The following is a 17,833-nucleotide window of genomic DNA, read 5'->3' on the forward strand; positions in this document are numbered from 1 at the left end:
GCGCTATTTTTTATCCGCGTGTCCTGCGCGACGGCTCGCTCGGGCCGTGCGCACCGGTTGTTGCCGCTAGACAGCCCCAGCCAGCACCTGCGCCATGGCCGTCGGTTTGTAGCCGAGCAGGGTGCCAAGCGTCGGATTCATAGCGGCGAACTCGCCCGCGCGGCCAGCACGATAGAAGCCGAGCAGGGCATTTACGGCGTATGGCAGTGCCCCTCGCGCCGTCATCGCCGACTGCAAATGGTCATCGGGTATGACCAGCCGCTCGACCGGGCGGCCCAGTATCTCAGAGGCGATCTGCGCGAGAGCCGCCAAATCGAGCGCCTCAGATCCTGTCAATGGTGGCGTCGGTCCATCGAAGCGGCCCGGTTCGCTCAGGACGACAGCCACAGCCCCGGCAAGGTCTGAATGGGTGGTCCAGCAGACCGGTCCGTCCTCGGGTGCGGCAATGACACCAGTGTTGCGCCAATCACCCATAAACTGGAGGGCGCTCTGGGCATAGAAGCCGTTACGCAGCGCTGTCCACGCCAGACCCGACTCTGCGAGCATCGCCTCGGTCGCGGCATGTTCCAGCATCGGCGGGAACGCCGAGCGGTCGCTCGCGGCCATGTGGCTTGTGTAGACGATCCGCTCCGCGCCCGCCGCTCGGGCCGCTTCGATCGCATTGCGGTGCTGGACAAGCGGATCGCCACCGTACACCCTCGCATTCGACGAGGTGATCAGGACCTGCGTCGCTCCTTCAAAGCTTGCCCGCAGGCTCTCAGGATCGGCAAAGTCTCCGGCGCGCACGCGCACCCCGCAGCCGGCAAGGTCTGCGGCCTTGGCCGGATCGCGCACGCTGACGCCAATCCGTTCAGGGGCGATCCGCTTGAGGAGCTGCTCGACAATACGGCGGCCCAGTTGGCCGCTTGCTCCTGTGACCACGATCATCGCTGCCTCCCTGTCCTCGCCGTCTGACGAGCGCTGTAACGCTGCTAACGCTAATACGTTATCATTGATTTTCCATTGGAAGCAAGAGGGAGCTATCGTCGATAACAAAATTGCATCCAGAGGCTGGAATGAACGAAACTGTCGTTATGCTCTCAGACGAGGCAGAAGGACCGGCTGCCACTCGGCGACGCATCATCGACGCCGCCACGTCGCTGCTCGAAGCGGGTGGCCGAGACGCGGTGACTACTCGCGCTGTTGCGGCGGCAGCCGGGATTCAGGCACCGACAATCTACCGTCTGTTCGGAGACAAGCGCGGCTTGCTCGACGCAGTTGCCGAGCAGGGGCTCGCTCAGTATATTGCCGAGAAGAAGGCGCACGCCCTCCGTCCTGACCCGATCGATGACTTGCGTTTCGGTTGGGATCTCAACGTCTCGTTCGGGCTCGCGCATCCAGGCATTTTCTCGATGATCAACGGTGAGCCTCGGCCAGCTTACCGCTTGCCCATCGTCGCCTCCGGGCTGGAGGTGCTTGAGCGCAAGATCACGAGGATCGCTGCCGCAGGGCTGCTGCGCGTCAGCGAGGAGCGCGCGCTCAATCTCGTGCGCGCGTCCTGCGTCGGTGCCGTGCTCGTGCTGCTGAGCCAGCCGGAGGACCGGCGCGACCCTCAGCTCTCCGCTGCAGCGCGCGAAAGCACCATCGCCGCAATCACGACATCTAGACCGGCCCTGAAAGACTCTGGAGCGGTGAGCGCGGCGGTCGCCCTGCAGGCTTCCCTTGGCAACACGCCCGCACTCAGTCCCGGAGAACGGCTCCTGCTGTCAGAGCTGCTGGCTAAGCTCGCCGCCAGTGCCTAGTTAAGAGCAGCCGGCTGCGACGAGTAGCGAGCGCCGTTTTTATCCAGTTGCCCCGAAACCTGATAGCCTTGTTGGCTGTACGGATGGGTGAGGGCGTTGGCTGAATACAAAATTGCGGTGCTGGCAGGCGACGGCATCGGTCCTGAGATTGTCGAAGTCGGTGTAGCTGTTCTGCAGGCGGCTGCCCGGCGCTTCGGCTTTGGGTTGCACTTTGAAGAGGCATTGGCGGGCGGGGCGGCGATCGACGCGACCGGTGAACCGCTGCCGGCTCCGACCCTCGAATTGTGCCAGGCGAGCGACGCGGTGTTTCTCGGAGCAGTGGGCGGGCCCAGATGGGACGAGCTGCCTGCGCACCAGCGGCCTGAAAAGGCGCTTTTGGGACTCAGGTCCGGCCTGGGACTTTTTGCCAACCTGCGCCCGGCCCGCATCCTGCCCCAGCTTGTGGACGCCTCGTCCCTCAAGCGGGAGGTGGTGGAAGGCGTCGATCTGCTCGTCGTGCGCGAACTGACCGGCGGCATCTACTTCGGTAATCCACGGGGCATCTTTCCTGAAAAAAAACAGGAGCGCCGGGGGGTGAACACGATGAGCTATAGCGAATCGGAGGTCGAGCGCATCGGTCGGGTCGCCTTCGAGGCCGCCCGCAAGCGCCGGGGCCAGCTCTGTTCGGTGGACAAGGCGAACGTGCTCGAAGTTTCGCAGCTCTGGCGGGAGGTGATGGGCAAACTCGCCCCCGAGTACCCGGATGTCGAGCTGACCCACATGTACGTCGATAACTGTGCGATGCAGCTTATCCGCTGGCCCCGGCAGTTCGACACGATCGTGACGGGCAACTTGTTTGGCGACATTCTCTCAGACGAGGCGGCGATGCTCACCGGCTCCATCGGCATGTTGCCCAGCGCCTCTTTAGGAAGCAGCGGGCCGGGGATGTACGAACCGGTCCACGGCTCGGCCCCCGACATTGCCGGGCAGGACAAAGCCAACCCGATCGCCCAGGTGCTCTCGGCTGCCATGCTTCTGCGCTTCAGCCTGGGAGAAGGGGCGGCGGCGGATAGGATCGAACAGGCGGTCCAGGACGTTCTCGATCAGGGCTACCGTACCGGCGATATCGCCACCGGCGGCCATCAGCCCATCGGCTGCCGGGCAATGGGCGAACAGCTGCTTGCCGCGCTGGAGAGGACGGACGGATCATGACGAACGTGATCAGGAACGATCTGGCTTTTTGAGGGACTGCTAAGATTTCAAGGCCATTTGGTCGTGTGGATGGGACAAGCCATGTTCACAAGACGCAGGCTGAGAACGGGCGGACAGCAGGGGAGCGGAGCGGACGCGGATGGGGAGCAAAAGCCGACGATGCTGAAAACGGTGCTGGTCGCTGTCGATAGTTCCGATTTTGCCTGGCGGGTGATCGAAGCGCTCCAGACTCTGCAACTCGCCCCCAACTGTCTGGTGGTGCTCACCCACATCGTGCCGCCGCCGGCGGGCGAGGATTTTGTCGAGGCGGACGTGCCGCAAGAACAGGAGGGCGTCCCCGAACCGATCGCCGCTGAAAACTGGCTGGAGGCGCTGAGCGCTCGGGTCGATTTTCCGATTGCCCGCGAAGTGGTCACAGGCGATGCGGCGGAGGAGATCGTTCGGCTTGCAGGCATTCACCGCTGCGAACTGATCGTGATCGGTTCGCGCGGCCTCAAGGGGCTCGATCGGGTGATCCGGGGCTCCGTCAGCTCCGAAGTCGTCGCCGACGCGCCCTGCTCGGTGCTCGTCGTGCGCGGCTAGCGGTTCTATTTTTCGTTTTGACTTTCGTAGTAACGGCAGCCCTGGCAGGGGCCGCTCGGGTTGGGCGCGCAGCGGATGAGCGGAGAGCGGGCGTTGAATATGCAGTCCGGCTCGCCGATCACCCACTGCCCCTCGAAGAACGTGCGCTCTTCTTCTATCCCTTCTGCCGGCTGGACATAGAGGGTGACGCCGTCGAGGCGGTAACGGCCCAGCCTCAAACTGTAGCGGTGCCGCCGTTCGAGCACGGCATAGAGCGCTCCTGAAACCTCTACAAAGCTTCCCGGCTGCTGGTTTGCGGCTGTGAGCACCTCGCCCACGCACTCGGCGGTGTCGGTCAGAAAAATTTGAGCAGGTACGAGATTCATATTCAGTTATGCTAGCCGATTGTTCACTCCGCTCGACGCGGACAGCGCTCCTCTGTCTGCTTACCTAAAGTAAACTGAAGGGCAGATGCAGCAGGGAGGTTTAAATTTCATGGCCAGCAGCAAGCCAGTTGTCGTCGCGCCGTCAATTCTTTCTGCCGACTTTGCCCGCCTGGGCGAAGAAGTCCGGGCAGTCGATGAAGCCGGGGCAGAGTGGATCCATGTCGATGTCATGGACGGGCGGTTCGTCCCCAATATTACGATTGGACCGCTGGTGGTCAAGGCGATCCGGCCCGTCACCAAAAAGGTGCTCGACGTACACCTGATGATCGTCGAGCCGGAGCGCTACGTGGCCGACTTTGCCAAGGCGGGAGCGGACATCATCACCGTCCACTGCGAGCACAACGCGACGGTCCACCTGCACCGCACGCTCTCACAGATCAAAGAACTGGGTGCCCAGGCGGGGGTCTCCCTCAATCCGTCCACGCCTTTAAGTCTTATCGAGTACGTCCTCGACCTGTGCGATCTGGTGCTGATTATGAGCGTCAACCCCGGCTTCGGCGGCCAGAGCTTTATTCCCCAGGTGCTGCCCAAGATTGCAAAGCTGCGCCAGATGTGCGACGAGCGCGGCCTCGACCCGTGGATCGAAGTCGATGGCGGCCTCAAGCCCGACAACACCTGGCGGGTGCTCGAAGTCGGAGCAAACGCGATCGTCTCCGGTTCAGGGGTGTTCGGTGTGGGCCCGGCCCGCTACGCCGAGGCAATTGCCGGTGTGCGGGGCAGCCGCCGCCCGGTGGCCGAAGTCGCCAGGGCATAAGCCCCCTCAACTGAGCTGGCTTCTGAAGCGGGCGGAACTTACTGCCATCAAGATCACAGCGATCGAGCCCAGAACGAGGACGTTCAACCAGAGTTCCTCGAAGCCGACTCCCTTGAGCAACATGCCGCGCACGATCGCGATGTAGTGCCTTAAAGGGTTCGCAAGCGAGATGTACTGAAACAGTCTGGGCATCGTCTCGACTGGGGCAATCGCTCCAGACAGCTGAATCAGGGGCAGGTTGATAAAGAACGAGGTGAGCACCACCTGGGTCTGGGAGCGGGTGAGGGTGGCGAGCATCAGGCCGATGCCCAGGCCGACGCAGATGTAGAGGCTCGTAAAGACCATAAACAGGGCAAAGTTGCCCAAAAAAGGCAGGCCAAAGACGAGGCGCGCCAGCCCGAGGGCGAGGAGCGCCTCGCCGATGAGCAGGACAAATAGTGGTGCAAGCTTGGCAAGCAAGATCTCCCACGCTTCGGCTGGCGTCATCAATAGCTGTTCGAGGGTGCCCACGTCCTTCTCGCGCACGAGGGTGGCCGAGGAGACGAGCACCGAGGTGAGCGTCAACGCCAGCCCCAGCACCCCCGGTACAAAGAACCAGCTACTTTTGAGGCCCGGATTGTAGAGGATCGTCACCTGCGCATCGACGGGGGAAGTCGCAGCGGAGACGAGTGTCTGGCCGTACTCGCGCACGATCTGATTGGCGTAGCCGAAGGCGATACCGGCGGTGTTGGCATCGGCGGCGTCGATGAACATCTGGATCTGGGCGCTCTTGCCCCGCTCCAGGTCGCGCCGAAATTCCGGCGGAATGATCAAGGCGGCGGTGACTTTGCCGACGCGCAGAGCATCGACAAGATCCCGGTTGCGGGCACTCACCGCCTCGACCTCGAAGATATTGTTGTTGGTGAAGGCGGCCACCAGCTCGCGGCTCTGCTCGGTGTTGGAATAGTCTGCGAGAGCTAGCTTCAGATGTTTGACATCGGGGCTGAGGGCAAAGCCAAAGACCAGCAACTGAATCGTGGGCGGAAACAGCAGCAGAAATAAGAGCTGCCGATTTTTGAGAATCTGGATGGTTTCCTTGCGAATCAGCGCCCAGAGGCGGCTGTCGAGCAAGTTTTCAAGAAATTTCACCATGATCGTCTACCCCGGCAGTTGCATACGTTTGATCGACCGGAAACTGACAGCAAAAAAGAAACATCCCAACAGCAACAGCGCCGGTGGCACAAACCAGACGCTCGCCCAGCCGGTGCCGCGCACGAAGGCGTCGCGGGTGATCTCGATGTAGTAGCGGGCCGGGACGATGTTGCAGATGAGCGAGAGCGGAAAGGGAATGTTGCTGAGGGGATAGATGAACCCCGACAGCAACAGCGAAGTGAGAAAGCCGCTGGTCGCCACCGCCTGCACCGCCGCGCTCTGGGTCGCGGTGCGCGTGCCGATGAGCAGGCCGTAGGCGACGCTGGTGATGATAAACAAGAGCGTTCCAATCAGCAGCGGCGTCGGATCGCCCGCCAGGCGCAGACCAAAGAGCAGCACCCCAATAATGCCGACGGCCAGGGCTTCCCCCAACCCCACCAGGCAGTAGGCGAGCCCCTTGCCCAGCAAAAATTCGACCGCGCTCAGGCTGGAGGCGTAGACCTGGACGATCGTGCCCTGTTCTTTTTCGCGCACCATAGCGATGGCGGTGAGCAGGGGCGGATAGATGGCGAGGATGACGGCGAAGACCCCCGGCACGACGTAGAGCGATTCTTTGCGCCCCGGATTGAACCAGAGGCGGGCGCTCAGGGCGATGGGCTGCGCCTGCTCACTGGCCAGGCCGGTGGTTCTGGTAAAAAAGTTGGTCACCTGGCGGATGCTGTTGCGGATGATCCGGGCATTGTTGGCGTCGGTGCCATCGACCAGAAGCTGCACGGTGGCTATTTTGCCGCTTTTGAGGCGGCGGCTGAAATCGGGGGGGATGAGCAGCACGGCCTTTGCCTTGCTGGCGTCGAGCACCGCCTCGGGGTTGCCCTCGCCGTTCCAGTTGACCGGCTGCAACTGGTTGGTGGCAAAGACCCGCTCGATGTAGGCGCGGCTGGTGGGTGTCTGGTCGAGGTCTTGAACGGCGACGCCGATGTCGGTCGCCTCCAGCCGGATCGCAAAACCAAAGATAATCAACGTCCCGAGCGGCAACAGCACCGCCAGGGCCACCGTCAACCGGTCGCGGCTGAACTGGCGCAATTCTTTGACGCACTGGGCGACGATACGTTCGATCATGGCGATCACCTGTTGCGCTGGACCATACCGATAAAGGCGTCTTCGAGGGAGTAGGGGATGGGCCGGGTCTGGCCCAGAGCCTGCAACTGGTCGAGGTGGCGCTCGCCGTCGTCGAGGACGACGTGCAGCCGGTCGCCGAACAGCGACACCCGCCAGCTCTGGTCTTTGAACAGCGAGCGCAGGCTGCGGGTGGCCTGCCTGAGGTCGCGGGGCACCACCTCGAACAACTGCCCCGGCTGCTGGGATTTGATCTCGCCGGGGGTGCCCTGGGCAATTAGCCCGCCTGCCACCATAAAGCCCAGCCGGTGGCAGTGCTCGGCCTCCTCCAGGTAGTGGGTCGTCACCAGCACGGCGGTACCGGTGCGGGCAAACATCTCGATGAGCCGCCAGAACTGGCGGCGGGCGAGCGGATCGACTCCCGAGGTGGGTTCGTCGAGAAAGAGCACCTCAGGCTGGTGCATCACCGAAGCGCCGAAGGCGACCCGCTGCTTCCAGCCCCCCGGCAGCGCGCCGGTGGTGAGATTTTCCTGGCCTTTTAGGCCACAGATCTCGATGACCCAGTCGATGCGCTCGCGCCTGAGCCGCCGGGGTACACCGTAGACGCCGCCGTAAAATTCGAGATTTTGCTCGATGCTCAGATCGTCGTAGAGGGTAAATTTCTGGCTCATATAACCCAGGCGGCTGCGCAGCGCACTGGAGCGCAACTGGCCCGATTCGCCCGCCAGGGTGACGCTGCCGGTGCTGGCGGGCAATAGGCCGCACAGCATCTTGATCGTCGTCGTCTTACCGGCACCGTTGGCTCCCAAAAGGCCATAAATCTGGCCGGGAGCGACTTCGAGGCTCACGTCGTGGACGGCACGAAAGTCGCCAAAGGTCTTGCCCAGGTCATAAGCGCCGATCGCCACCCCGGATTGTGCCCTTGCCCGCTGAGCGGGAGCGCTCGGAAAGGCGATAAAGGGCGGGTCAGAACCGGCGGCCCTGAGGCGGGTGACAAAGACATTTTCGAGGGTCGGCTCGGTGCGCTCGATCTGCGGCTCCTGGTCTTTGAGGGCGTCTTTGACCGCCTGCTCGCCCCGATCAGCGTCCGCTACCAGCACGTCGAGACGGTCGCCAAAAGTCTGGACATCTTTGATCTGAGCGAGTCGCTGCAACTTGTGCTCGGCCTCGTCGAGTGTGCCGCGCTTGGGCTGCACCTCCAGGCGCACCAGCCCCAGATCGGCCCGCAGGCGGGCGGGCGTATCGGTTTTTTGAAAGCGGCCCTCGTGCATCAGCGCCACCCGGTTGCAGCGCTCCGCCTCGTCGAGGTAGGGCGTCGCCACGATCACCGTCGTCTGCTCCTGTTCGGCCAGAGCGGCGAGCACATCCCAAAATTCGCGCCGCGATACCGGATCGACGCCGGTAGTGGGTTCATCGAGCAGCAAAATCTCCGGCTGGGTGACCAGGGCCGCGCACAGCGCCAGCTTCTGCTTCATCCCCCCAGAAAGCTGACCGGCAAGGCGAGCTGAGAAGCGTTCGAGGTCCATCAGCTTGAGATAGCGCGCCCGGCGCTCCTCGAACTGCTCCTTGGGCACCTGCCGCAGCCCGGCGCTGTAGCTGAGGTTTTCGTCGATGCTCAGATCGAGGTAGAGCGAGAAGGGCTGGGTGAGGTAACCGGTTTTGAGTCGCGCCTCGCGGGGCGGGCGGCCCAGAACCGTCACCTCCCCCGCCGTCGCCTCCATCACCCCGGCGAGAATCTGAAAGGTAGTCGTCTTGCCCGCTCCGTCCGGGCCAATCAGGCCAAAGACCTCGCCCCGCTCGACGCTGAAGTCGATGCCGTCCACTGCCGCCAGATCCTTGTAGCGCTTCACCAGCCCCCGCACGACGACCGCCGGTTCGGTGGCCGCCTGCTGGCGCGGCTTTTCGCTGGTCCGTATCAATGTCATTTTGACTCCTCCAGCAAAATCTCGCCGTCGGCGGGCATCCCCGGCTTGGCAAAGCCACCCGGCCTGTCGAGGAGAATCTTGACGCCAAAGACCTGGCGAACCCGCTCGTCTTTGAAGTAGATGTTCTCAGGCGTAAACGACGCCTGGGGATCGATGACGCCGACGTGGGCAGCGAGGGGCTGATCGGGAGCCGAATCGAGGAAAACCCGCGCCTTCTGGCCGACGCGCACTTTGCCTATCTGGCCTTCTGGAACGTAGCCGCGCAGATAAATCTGGCTCAGGTCAATCAGGGAGAGCACCGTCTTGCCGGTGGTCACCACCGCTCCCGGTTCGACGCTGCGGGCGGTCACCACGCCGTCGATGGGACTGGTGATGTTGAGGTAGCCAATCTGGGCGAGCAGTTGCTGGCGGGTCGCCTCGGCGTCTTTGACCGCCGCCTGGGAAGCCTTGAGCTGGGAGCGGGCCTGGGCCAGTTGCCGCTGGGTGACATCGAGCTGGGCGTTGCGCAGCTCCGGGTTGAGGGCGGTGGTGCGCGTCTGGGTGAGGGTGCCCGAGGCGGCGGCCACCTGCTTGCGCGCCGCTAGAACGGCGGCCTGCCGAGCGGCCAGGGTGGCCTTCGCTGCCTCGAAGTTGGTCTGCTGCTGGTCGAACTGCTGGGTGGCGACTACGCCCTCGCGCGCAAGTTGCTCGTAGCGGTTGCGGTCGGCCTGGGCAAGTTTTAAGTTGGCCCGCGCCTCGCCCACCTGGGCTTGCGCCTGAGCGAGTTGGGCCTGGGCTGTCGCCACCTGGGCCTCGGCCTGATCGATCCGGCCCTGGGCGTCGCCGCGCGACTGCTGGAGGTTGAGTTCAGCCTGGCGCACCTGGCCTTCGAGGACGCGGATCTGCAGGGCCGACTGCTGCTGCTGCTGGCGGGCAGAGGCGATCCGGGCGTTCGCTCCCCGCAGCTGGGCCTGGATCTCGTCGTCGTAGAGCTGGACGACGAGCTGGCCTCTGCGCACCGTGTCTCCCTCGCGCACGGTGATCCGGTCTACCCGGCCCGCCGTCTTGGCCCCGATATCGGTCTCATAGCCTTCCAGCCGGCCGCTCAGGCGCAGGCGGTCCGACGGCGGCTGACTGGCAGCGTACCACCAGATACTGGCCGCTCCCGCCGCCAGCACCAGCCCGGCACCGAGGGCGACGAGCAAACGGCGCTCCGGTTTCTTCTCGGCGGTCCGCTCCCCTTCCTGCCCGGTGCTCGGTCTGGACGAAGTCTGGGTCATGGTGGTGTTCTCCTGAAGCGATGGAGTGCTACACTGAAAGCAATTTAACTACACCGTTTAGTAAAGCATACGTCATGACTGCCGTCCTGGACACTCCCCCGTCAAATATTTTCTTAAAACCGTTTCTTCCGGCAGGTAGGATCGAACGAACCTCCCGTCTGGCTCCATGTCTACCGAAGTGACCCCATCAGCAGTGCAGTCGCCTTCCCCGGTGCGCGGCCCCGCCAAGCGCGAGCAGATTTTGCGCGGAGCGCTGGCGGTTTTTGCCGAGCACGGCTACGCGGGGACGAGCATGGACCGGGTGGCCTCCGGCGCGCGCGTCTCAAAGCCGACGCTTTACAGCCACTTTCAAAGCAAAGAAAAGCTTTTTTTGTCGGTGTGCGGGTGGGTGAACACTCAGCATCTGCGCTGGTCGCCCCCGCCGTCGCCCGTGTGCTCAGCCGATCTGTCCGGCTGGCTGAAGCGGCAGCTAAGCCAGTGGCTCGCCGCTGCCAGGCGACCAGAAAATGTCTTTGTCCTGCGTTCAGCTCTGAGCGAATCGCTGCGCTTTCCAGAATTGGGGGAGCTGTATACCAGAGCCGTCCTCGATCCGTTGTACGACTGGCTGCTGGAAACCTTCGACGCCCAGCCTTCCCTTGCCACCAGCGACAGGACGGCGCTGGCCGATTATCTGTGCGCTGGTCTTTTGACCCTTACGGTCTTTACCGAGATCATGCACGGTCTGGAGCGCCTGGCTATCCCCTGCGAGCAGTGGATAGCGAGCATGGTCGATCTGGTGCTGGGCCAACCGCAAACCGTGCCGTTGCTGCCGCCTGCCGAAAAACCAGCGGCCTTCGAGGTGCCGCCCCAGCCGGGACCGGAGGCGGCGGACCGGCGCGAACAGCTCCTGCAGGAGGCGATGGCTGTCTTTTTGGCCCACGGCTACGCCGGGACGAGCATGGACATGGTTGCCCAGGCCACCGGCGTCTCGAAGCCGACGCTCTACACTTACTTTCAAGACAAGGAGGGGCTTTTTAGCGAGCTGATCGCCAGGGTGACGATTCGCCGCTCGATTCTGCCCCTGCAGCCGATGCTAGCCACCCTGCCGCCGCCTGTGCTGCTCAAGCGGCAGGCGACGGCGATCCTCGCCAAGGCGGACGACCAGGAGTACGTGGCGCTGTTGCGGCTGGTCTTGAGCGAGTCGGTGCGCTTCCCCGAACTCATCCGGCTCTACGTGGGCACGGTGGCGGAGCCGGGCCATCGCTACTTGAGCCGTTATCTGATGGCCTGTCGGTGGCACCGTTTTCCGCCGGAGATGGGGGCGCTGCTGCTCATCGGTCCGATTATCGGCCTGGTCTTGCTCCAGTCGCTGTTGCACAGCAAAGTGCTGTCGTCTGTTGAGCGCGAGCGCTTCGTCGATTGCGTCGTCGGTCTGCTGGTGGGTTCTGCCGACCCATAAAAGCACCACTGCCACACCGCTTTCATAGAGCTGACAAACGGCGATGACACCATAAAAGACGTACACCGGTGGCAGGTCGGGGGAAGAGCCATTCCGGTGAGACAGCCTCTTCTACCCGTTTGGAGACGTTCGGTATGGTAGCCCTTACCGCCGTGGGATCGTGCGAGCCGTTGCCCGCACTGCTCAAAGAACACGGTCGCAATACGACCAGTTATCTGATGCTCGAACCGGACAAGCAAATTTTCTGGAGCGCTGCGGGCGATGCCGCTATCGCCTACCTGCGCGCCGGTTCGGTCGCCGTCGTGCAGGGGGAGCCGCTGTGCGCGGACGAGCAGTTGGAGTCAGTCATCGCTGAATTTGAGGCGTTCTGTCGGCGGACGCGCCTGCGGCCACTTTTTTTTGAGGTGTCGGAGTGGACGCTACCGGCCTTTGCAAGCCGGGGGTACCGGTTTTTGAAGACGGGCGAGGAGCCTTTTATCGAACTGGATACATTCACCCTGGCGGGCAACAGGATGGCCAACGTCCGCTCCTCCGCCAGCACCGCCCGCCGGCGGGGGGTGAGTGTGCGTCTGCACGACCCGCTCGCCCCTGGGAGTGCATGGACCAACGCCCGGCTGCAGGAAATTTCTGACGAGTGGCTGGCTGAGCGGGGCGCTCTGCGGGAGCTATCTTTTACCCTCGGCACCCTTTCGCTTGCCAATCCTGGCGAGCGGCGCTACTTCGTAGCCGAGCAGGAGGGCCGGGCGATCGCCTTTTTGACCTTTGCGCCGATTTACTCCCGCTCGGGGATGTACCTCGATCTGATGCGCCGCGCCGCCGACTGCCCACCCGGCACGATGGACCTGCTGTTGAGCGAAGCGTTCGTGCAACTGGCCGCCCTGGGCTACGAGCGCGCAACGATGGGCATGGCTCCCCTCGCCAATATCGAGCAGGCGGCCTGGGCTCAAGATGCCCGTCTGGTAAAGCTCTTGTGCTACGCCCGCGAGCACGGCGCTGCGCTCTACAACTTCGAGGCGCTGCGCCGCTTCAAGCAAAAATTCTGCCCCCAGCGCTGGGAGAGCAAGTACCTCGCCTATCGCCGCCTGGGCTGGGCCGAGCTAAACGCGCTGTGCTGGGCGCTGGAGGGCGCGGGGCTACCGGCGCTACTGCAGCAGGCGGCAGCTGGCCACGACTGGTGGCGGCGCGGCGGCCAATGGGCGGCGTCGATCGCTGCTGCGGCCCTCGGGCTTCTGGGCATCAGCGGTTAGGATAGCAGGCGATGAAAAAAGGGTTAGTAGCTCTGGCGGCCTGTCTGGCGCTGATTGTCGCGGCGGGGTGCTACTGGGTCTTTGCCCTGGGCGCTGTCCAGCCGGACGGCCCGGTGGCCGCTCCCGGCACCCGCCCCTTTGAACTGCTCACCTACCAGAGCCGCCTGCTCGGGATGCCGCGCCAGTACGCCCTGTTTTTGCCGCCCGGCTACACGAGCCATCCCGAGCGGCGCTACCCGACGATTTATCTATTGCACGGCGGCCACGGCCAGGCGAGCGACTGGTTTATCAAGGGGGACGCGGGCGGGGTGATCGACCGGCTCTACCGCAGTGGGGCGCTGCCCGAGTCGATCGTCGTCGCCCCCGACGGCAACGACCGGCGCGGCTCCAGCCCCTTCTTTGACCCGGACTACGTCGATGGCCCCAACGGCAGGGTTCTAAGTGCGATCGGCAGCGAACTGGTGCAACTTATCGATCAGCGCTACCGGACGATCCCCGATCCGCGCCTGCGGGCGATCGGGGGCCTCTCCTCCGGCGGCTGGGGCGCTTTTAATATCGGGCTGCATTACCCGACGACCTTCAGCGTCCTCTTCTCCCACAGCGGCTACTTTCACTACAGCGGCAGCGGGGATCGCTCGATCAACAGTCCCGCACTTTTTGTCGATCAACTGTCCCCGGCGAAACTCCTTCCCCTCGCCTTTTACCTCGATGCCGGGCGGCAGGACGGCGAATTTCTGAGCGAAACCAAGCAATTTGCCCGGCAGCTTGCCCGGATGCAGCTGAACGTCACCTTTCACGCCTACCCCGGCGGCCACGGCCTCGTTGGCCCCGACGCGGGCTGGAACTACTGGCACAAGCATCTGGCCGATTCTCTCACCCTGGTGGGCACCCGCTTCAAACAGGCCCTCGCCCAGGATGCCCGGCGGTGAAAAAGCCGGACTGCTTTGAGGTAGCGCCGGGCCGTCCCCTGGCTTACCACTACTGCTCCGGCTCAGCGCCGCTCGTCGTCCTCATCCACGGCGCGCTGAGCGATCGCCGCTACTGGCAGCCGCAGTGGCAGTTTCTCTGCGATCGCCGTCTGGCCGTCCTCGCCTGCGACCTGGCAGGTCATGGCCAGTCCGGCTGGGCGCGAGGCCACCTTCCTGCTCACCATGCCCAGGATCTGGCGGTCCTGCTTAAAAAACTCGCCCTCCGCAAGCCGCCCCTCCTGGTCGGCCATTCCTACGGCGTCACCGTCGCCGTCGAGTACGCCAGGCGCTACCCGGTGCATGGCCTTTTTGCCCTGGGCGGTGGCGTGACTGGTCTAACACCCTGGTGGGAAAAGCCTTTCGTCGCCCTGCTGGAGTCGGTGGGCCGCCACAGCTTTCGCCTGCCCCCTGTAGGCCGCGCCTACCAGAAACTCGGCCTCGTGGGCAGCAGCCCGGCAACCGAACCCTTTCTTCGCCAGTGCCTGCCTCCCAGCCACCGCACGCCCTACCGGGCGATGCGCGATTTTTGGGATTACGACGGCAGAGCCGGTCTGGAGCGCATCACAGCCCCGGTGCTGATCGCCGCCGGTGAAAAAGATCCTGTCTTCACCCCTGCGATGGCCCACACCCAGGCCGCACTCTTCCCGGCAGGCCGGGCTGCCGTCATCCCCAGTTGTGGCCACCTGCTGATGATCGAAGCGTCCGATTGGGTGAACGCGCAGATCGTCCAAATGCACGGGTAAAGCCGAGGGTCGTCAAACCTCGGATCGGCTTCACCCCTCACCCCCAGCCCCTCTCCCCTTGTGGCAGAGGAAGAGTAAGACAAATCTAAGGCCCACTTCACCTGGCCCCTTTGCAGCCCAGTTACAGTGAACCCCCCCTCTTCTCCTCTGCCCGGCGGGGCAGCCCCCCATTCGGGGGGCAGGAGGAGGAGAGCGGGGGGCAGGCCCCTTTTGGGGCCAGGTGGGGGTGTGGAGGGGTGGGGGACATTTCAAGGTTTGCTCTCTAAAAGCGCTCAACACCCCAAAGAATGGGACAAGTAGAATGCTGGAGCCAGAGAAACGGCCCACAGAGCCTTTCAACTTCTGCGGGCCGCTCTGAAACTGAGGCTACTTCAAGCAGCCTCGATCTTTACGGTTTGGGCTGGTTGAGGGCGTTCTCGGCATTGATGAAGCCGTAGCCGTCCAGACTCGTATAACCTGAACCGATGTTGTTGACAAAGGTACCCGTTCCCGTCTGACCGCTGCCGGTCGTCACCGTAAAGCTCACTCCTCCGGTGGCAATCGTCCCCTGGGGAATCAACACCCCCGAACCGAACAGGTCCGCCGAGTTGCCCCCGGCGGTCGAAGGCGGCACAAAGGCCGTCTGCTGCTCGTCGCGGTCGATACCAAAAGTAAAGAGCTTGCCCTTGGTAAAGACACCGGGAGTGATGCTCACCGTCAGCGTGTTGGACTGGCCGGCCACCGCCGGGGGCGGAGCCGTCGGACCCAGCACACCGGCGATGTCGGAAGCAGACAGACCCTGGGTGATGCCGACCGTGAATGGGAAACCGGGCGGGTTGGTGGCGCTGGTGCGCTGATCGAAGGCGATACCGGGCACAATCTCGGTCGGATTGCCGTTGGTACCGTCAAAGAGGATGGAACTCACGCTGCCCGTGCCCCCGACGGCGACGCGGAAGACGCGGGTATCGAACTGGGAAGTGGAATTGGCGTCGGCGGCGACGTTGATGAAGACGCGGGTGCCATCCACCGTCAACTTGCCGGAAGCGAAGTAGGGGTCCAGGTCGTGCAAGAAGGGGCTCTTCTGCAGAATCGTCCGTACCTGGGTAGGAGTGAGGGAGGTGGGACCACCATTCTTTTGCAACAACAGCGCAGCGATGGCAGTGGCGTGGGGCGCAGCGGCGCTCGTACCGCTGAAGTTGGGGAAGGTGTCCGGGTCGCGGGTGTCGTCGAAGCCGAAGAACGTCGTGTTCACGTTGTCCGCTGCGGCGATGTCGGGCTTCTGACGAATCTCCGGCCTGGGCAGGCGGTTACCGCTCGGGTCGAAGTAGATGATCGACGGTCCCGGCGAGGTAAAGCTCTCCGGGATATAGGGGGTGAACACTCCGTAGGCTGCCGTACCGTTGGCACCCTTGGCTGAATTGTGGCCGTAGGTGACCGGGTAGCGATAGGAGTAGTACTCCTGGGGCGCACCGGAAGTAAACCAGACGTAGCGCAACTTGCTCGCCGGGGTCGGCGTCGCTGCTGGCGTGTTCGCCCGCGCAATCACCAACTGCAGCGACGTCAGACCGCTGATACTCGCGATCTCGATGGGCCGCAGGTTGACGATGTTGTTGTCCGCCTGCGCTCCGACAAAGTTGCCCTGAGAATCGAAAAAGAGCAAGTTGAAGTCGGAGGTGACGGGCTTGAGACCAATCGCCTCGTTCGCCACCAGCGTGAAGGGACCTGTCGCACCCTGGAAGCCTGAGACCTGGATGGTGTAGGTGCCGCTGACGGGCAAGATGCCTGTGAACGTCTCGGGGCTGGTGCCGGTGTCGATGGAGGTAACCGTGTTGCCGCTCGGGTCGATGATCGTCAGCACCAGGTCCACACTGCCGGTGGGCACGCCGTCGGCGGTAATCGAGACGCCTTGCCCTGCCGTAGCAGTCAGGGGAAAACTGGCAACCGGCTGAGCGGTGGTGATGGTGCCGGAGGTATCAAGAAGGGTTGCGCCCAGTTGGGGAGGGACGGTGTCGTAGGGGTCGTCCCACTGGAAGACGAGGGTGCCGCCGCTGCTGCTAATCGAGATGGTCTGAGCGATGTCGGTGCCGCCGCTGGCCTTGAAGTTGTGGAAGCCGCCAGCGTAAAGGGCAGGATCGACGCCGGTGAGCTTAATGTTAGTGCCTGTCAGCGACGACGCATCGCCCGGTACCAGGCGCAGGTTCGAGAAGTATGCCTGGGTCGAAGGCCGGTTGCCCGCCGAGGAGAAATAAGGAATACCCTGGGCGGCCACTTCATCGACCGCCTGGGCAACGATGCCGTCGGCGAAGAAGGGTTCGTCCAGATAGATGATGTCATCGACGATCACGTTTGCCTTGCAGGGACCGTTCGGGTCTGCCAGTGCCCGGATGTTGTTGGCAAAGGTCGTCTGGCCGCCATTGGCAGTGGCAAAGCAGAGATTGGCCTTGGGAGCCAGATCGTGAATGATCTGCAGCATCCCCCGCCCTTCGTCGAAACCGGTGCCATCTTGAATCACTACCACCGGCTGGGTGTTGCCCAGGGGGTTGCCGGGACCGGGCAGGTCCCCCGAGGCGATGTCCTCGGCGGCATGAATTGTGAGCGGCTGGCCAGAGAGCGTCTGGGTGGCAGTGTCGTAGCTGTCGGAGAGGGCGGCGACGGTGATGCCGGTGCCGTCGCTGCCGGCGGGCAGTTGATCGACTCGGTGCTGCACCACGCCCTGGCTGGTGGTGAGGCCCACCTCAGCCACAGGCCGGGGGACGAGATGGACCGCTGCGACTTCCGGCAGCCGGGCCAGTTGCGCCACCTTCTCAAGGGGCACGTAAGCTTCGATCACGCCCTTGCGGTAGCGGTCGCTCACAGCGCCGATGCGCAGCGCTTGAAACTCCTTGCGCGTCTGGAGGGTGCGCTGAACGTCCTGGAGGGGCTTTCTGCCGCTCAGCAAGATCTGGACGAGCACACGGTTCTGACTGTCGAAGACGGCGATGCGGGAGTTGTCGATGCCGGGGCGCAGGGCGCTGCGGTTGAGCGTGCCGCCGTTGGTGTTCGCCTGACGCACCAGTGACGCCAGGCCGTTGCCGAGGTTGGCAGGCACATCGGGACGGGCCAGTGCCGGGGTAACAATTAACCCGAAGCCGAGGACGGTTGACAAGGTGACCGAACCAGCCAGCGAGGGAACGCAGAGCTGGATGAGTTGGCGTTTCATATATATAATTCCACGACCGATCTTAGGGCCGGTCGGATTATAGAGTTTCAGCAGATGAAACACAAGTTCCTGAACAACTATCTAAACCTTGGTCG

The 17,833-nt window shown here is 63.5% G+C and carries 15 protein-coding genes; 8 read left to right on the forward strand and 7 right to left on the reverse strand.

Annotated features, from left to right (window positions below; all coding sequences use genetic code 11):
• Nucleotides 1–66 precede the first annotated feature (66 nt).
• Complete coding sequence (locus tag GKIL_RS06420; protein WP_023172656.1) at nt 67–927, reverse strand: NAD(P)H-binding protein; 861 nt, start codon at nt 925–927, stop codon at nt 67–69.
• A 128-nt stretch (nt 928–1,055) separates the two neighbouring features.
• On the opposite strand from GKIL_RS06420, the gene GKIL_RS06425 reads away from it, so the two are divergent.
• The 3 genes from GKIL_RS06425 to GKIL_RS06435 all read left to right on the forward strand — a co-directional run bounded on the left by GKIL_RS06425 (nt 1,056) and on the right by GKIL_RS06435 (nt 3,554).
• The gene (locus GKIL_RS06425) at nt 1,056–1,781 is read left to right on the forward strand and encodes a TetR/AcrR family transcriptional regulator (protein WP_023172657.1); all 726 of its coding nucleotides are present in this window, start codon (nt 1,056–1,058) and stop codon (nt 1,779–1,781) included.
• 96 nt (nt 1,782–1,877) lie between these two features.
• Nucleotides 1,878–2,972, forward strand: coding sequence for a 3-isopropylmalate dehydrogenase (gene leuB / locus GKIL_RS06430; protein WP_041243769.1), 1,095 nt, complete (start codon nt 1,878–1,880; stop codon nt 2,970–2,972).
• 81 nt (nt 2,973–3,053) lie between these two features.
• The gene (locus tag GKIL_RS06435; RefSeq protein WP_023172659.1) at nt 3,054–3,554 is read left to right on the forward strand and encodes a universal stress protein; all 501 of its coding nucleotides are present in this window, start codon (nt 3,054–3,056) and stop codon (nt 3,552–3,554) included.
• 5 nt (nt 3,555–3,559) lie between these two features.
• Here the strand turns inward: GKIL_RS06435 and GKIL_RS06440 are convergent, their stop codons facing one another.
• A complete protein-coding gene (locus GKIL_RS06440; RefSeq protein WP_023172660.1) occupies nt 3,560–3,919 on the reverse strand; it encodes a DUF6464 family protein in 360 nt (119 codons plus the stop codon).
• 109 nt (nt 3,920–4,028) lie between these two features.
• Here GKIL_RS06440 and rpe point away from each other — a divergent pair, with 109 nt between their 5' ends.
• The gene (gene rpe, locus GKIL_RS06445; protein WP_023172661.1) at nt 4,029–4,733 is read left to right on the forward strand and encodes a ribulose-phosphate 3-epimerase; all 705 of its coding nucleotides are present in this window, start codon (nt 4,029–4,031) and stop codon (nt 4,731–4,733) included.
• 6 nt (nt 4,734–4,739) lie between these two features.
• On the opposite strand, the gene GKIL_RS06450 is transcribed toward rpe, so the two are convergent.
• From GKIL_RS06450 to GKIL_RS06465, 4 genes are read right to left on the reverse strand one after another with little or no spacing between them, the layout of a single operon-like run.
• Nucleotides 4,740–5,864 (reverse strand): ABC transporter permease, encoded by a 1,125-nt coding sequence (locus tag GKIL_RS06450; RefSeq protein ID WP_023172662.1) that lies wholly within the window; start codon nt 5,862–5,864, stop codon nt 4,740–4,742.
• Nucleotides 5,865–5,870: 6 nt separating this feature from the next.
• A complete protein-coding gene (locus GKIL_RS06455; RefSeq protein WP_041244449.1) occupies nt 5,871–6,980 on the reverse strand; it encodes an ABC transporter permease in 1,110 nt (369 codons plus the stop codon).
• An 8-nt stretch (nt 6,981–6,988) separates the two neighbouring features.
• On the reverse strand, nt 6,989–8,905 hold the full coding sequence (locus tag GKIL_RS06460) for an ATP-binding cassette domain-containing protein (protein WP_023172664.1): 1,917 nt from the start codon (nt 8,903–8,905) through the stop codon (nt 6,989–6,991).
• Nucleotides 8,902–10,164 carry an HlyD family secretion protein gene (locus tag GKIL_RS06465; RefSeq protein ID WP_023172665.1) on the reverse strand — a complete coding sequence of 421 codons (1,263 nt, stop codon included), beginning with the start codon at nt 10,162–10,164 and terminating at the stop codon, nt 8,902–8,904. Before GKIL_RS06465 ends, GKIL_RS06460 begins: the two co-directional genes overlap by 4 nt.
• A 193-nt stretch (nt 10,165–10,357) precedes the next feature.
• Between GKIL_RS06465 and GKIL_RS25215 the strand changes: the two genes are divergently transcribed.
• The 4 genes from GKIL_RS25215 to GKIL_RS22410 all read left to right on the forward strand — a co-directional run bounded on the left by GKIL_RS25215 (nt 10,358) and on the right by GKIL_RS22410 (nt 14,560).
• Entirely contained in the window at nt 10,358–11,602 is a 1,245-nt protein-coding gene (locus GKIL_RS25215) for a TetR/AcrR family transcriptional regulator (RefSeq protein ID WP_223173809.1), read from the forward strand.
• Between the two features lie 134 nt (nt 11,603–11,736).
• Nucleotides 11,737–12,849, forward strand: coding sequence for a bifunctional lysylphosphatidylglycerol flippase/synthetase MprF (locus tag GKIL_RS06475; protein ID WP_023172667.1), 1,113 nt, complete (start codon nt 11,737–11,739; stop codon nt 12,847–12,849).
• 11 nt (nt 12,850–12,860) lie between these two features.
• Nucleotides 12,861–13,778, forward strand: a complete 918-nt coding sequence (locus GKIL_RS06480; RefSeq protein ID WP_023172668.1) for an alpha/beta hydrolase — start codon at nt 12,861–12,863, stop codon at nt 13,776–13,778.
• The gene (locus GKIL_RS22410) at nt 13,775–14,560 is read left to right on the forward strand and encodes an alpha/beta fold hydrolase (RefSeq protein WP_023172669.1); all 786 of its coding nucleotides are present in this window, start codon (nt 13,775–13,777) and stop codon (nt 14,558–14,560) included. Before GKIL_RS06480 ends, GKIL_RS22410 begins: the two co-directional genes overlap by 4 nt.
• 388 nt (nt 14,561–14,948) lie before the next feature.
• Here GKIL_RS22410 and GKIL_RS22415 read toward each other — a convergent pair whose 3' ends face one another.
• The gene (locus GKIL_RS22415) at nt 14,949–17,738 is read right to left on the reverse strand and encodes a S8 family serine peptidase (protein ID WP_023172670.1); all 2,790 of its coding nucleotides are present in this window, start codon (nt 17,736–17,738) and stop codon (nt 14,949–14,951) included.
• Between the last annotated feature and the right edge of the window lie 95 nt (nt 17,739–17,833).

This window comes from Gloeobacter kilaueensis JS1, from assembly GCF_000484535.1.
Lineage (GTDB): Bacteria > Cyanobacteriota > Cyanobacteriia > Gloeobacterales > Gloeobacteraceae > Gloeobacter > Gloeobacter kilaueensis.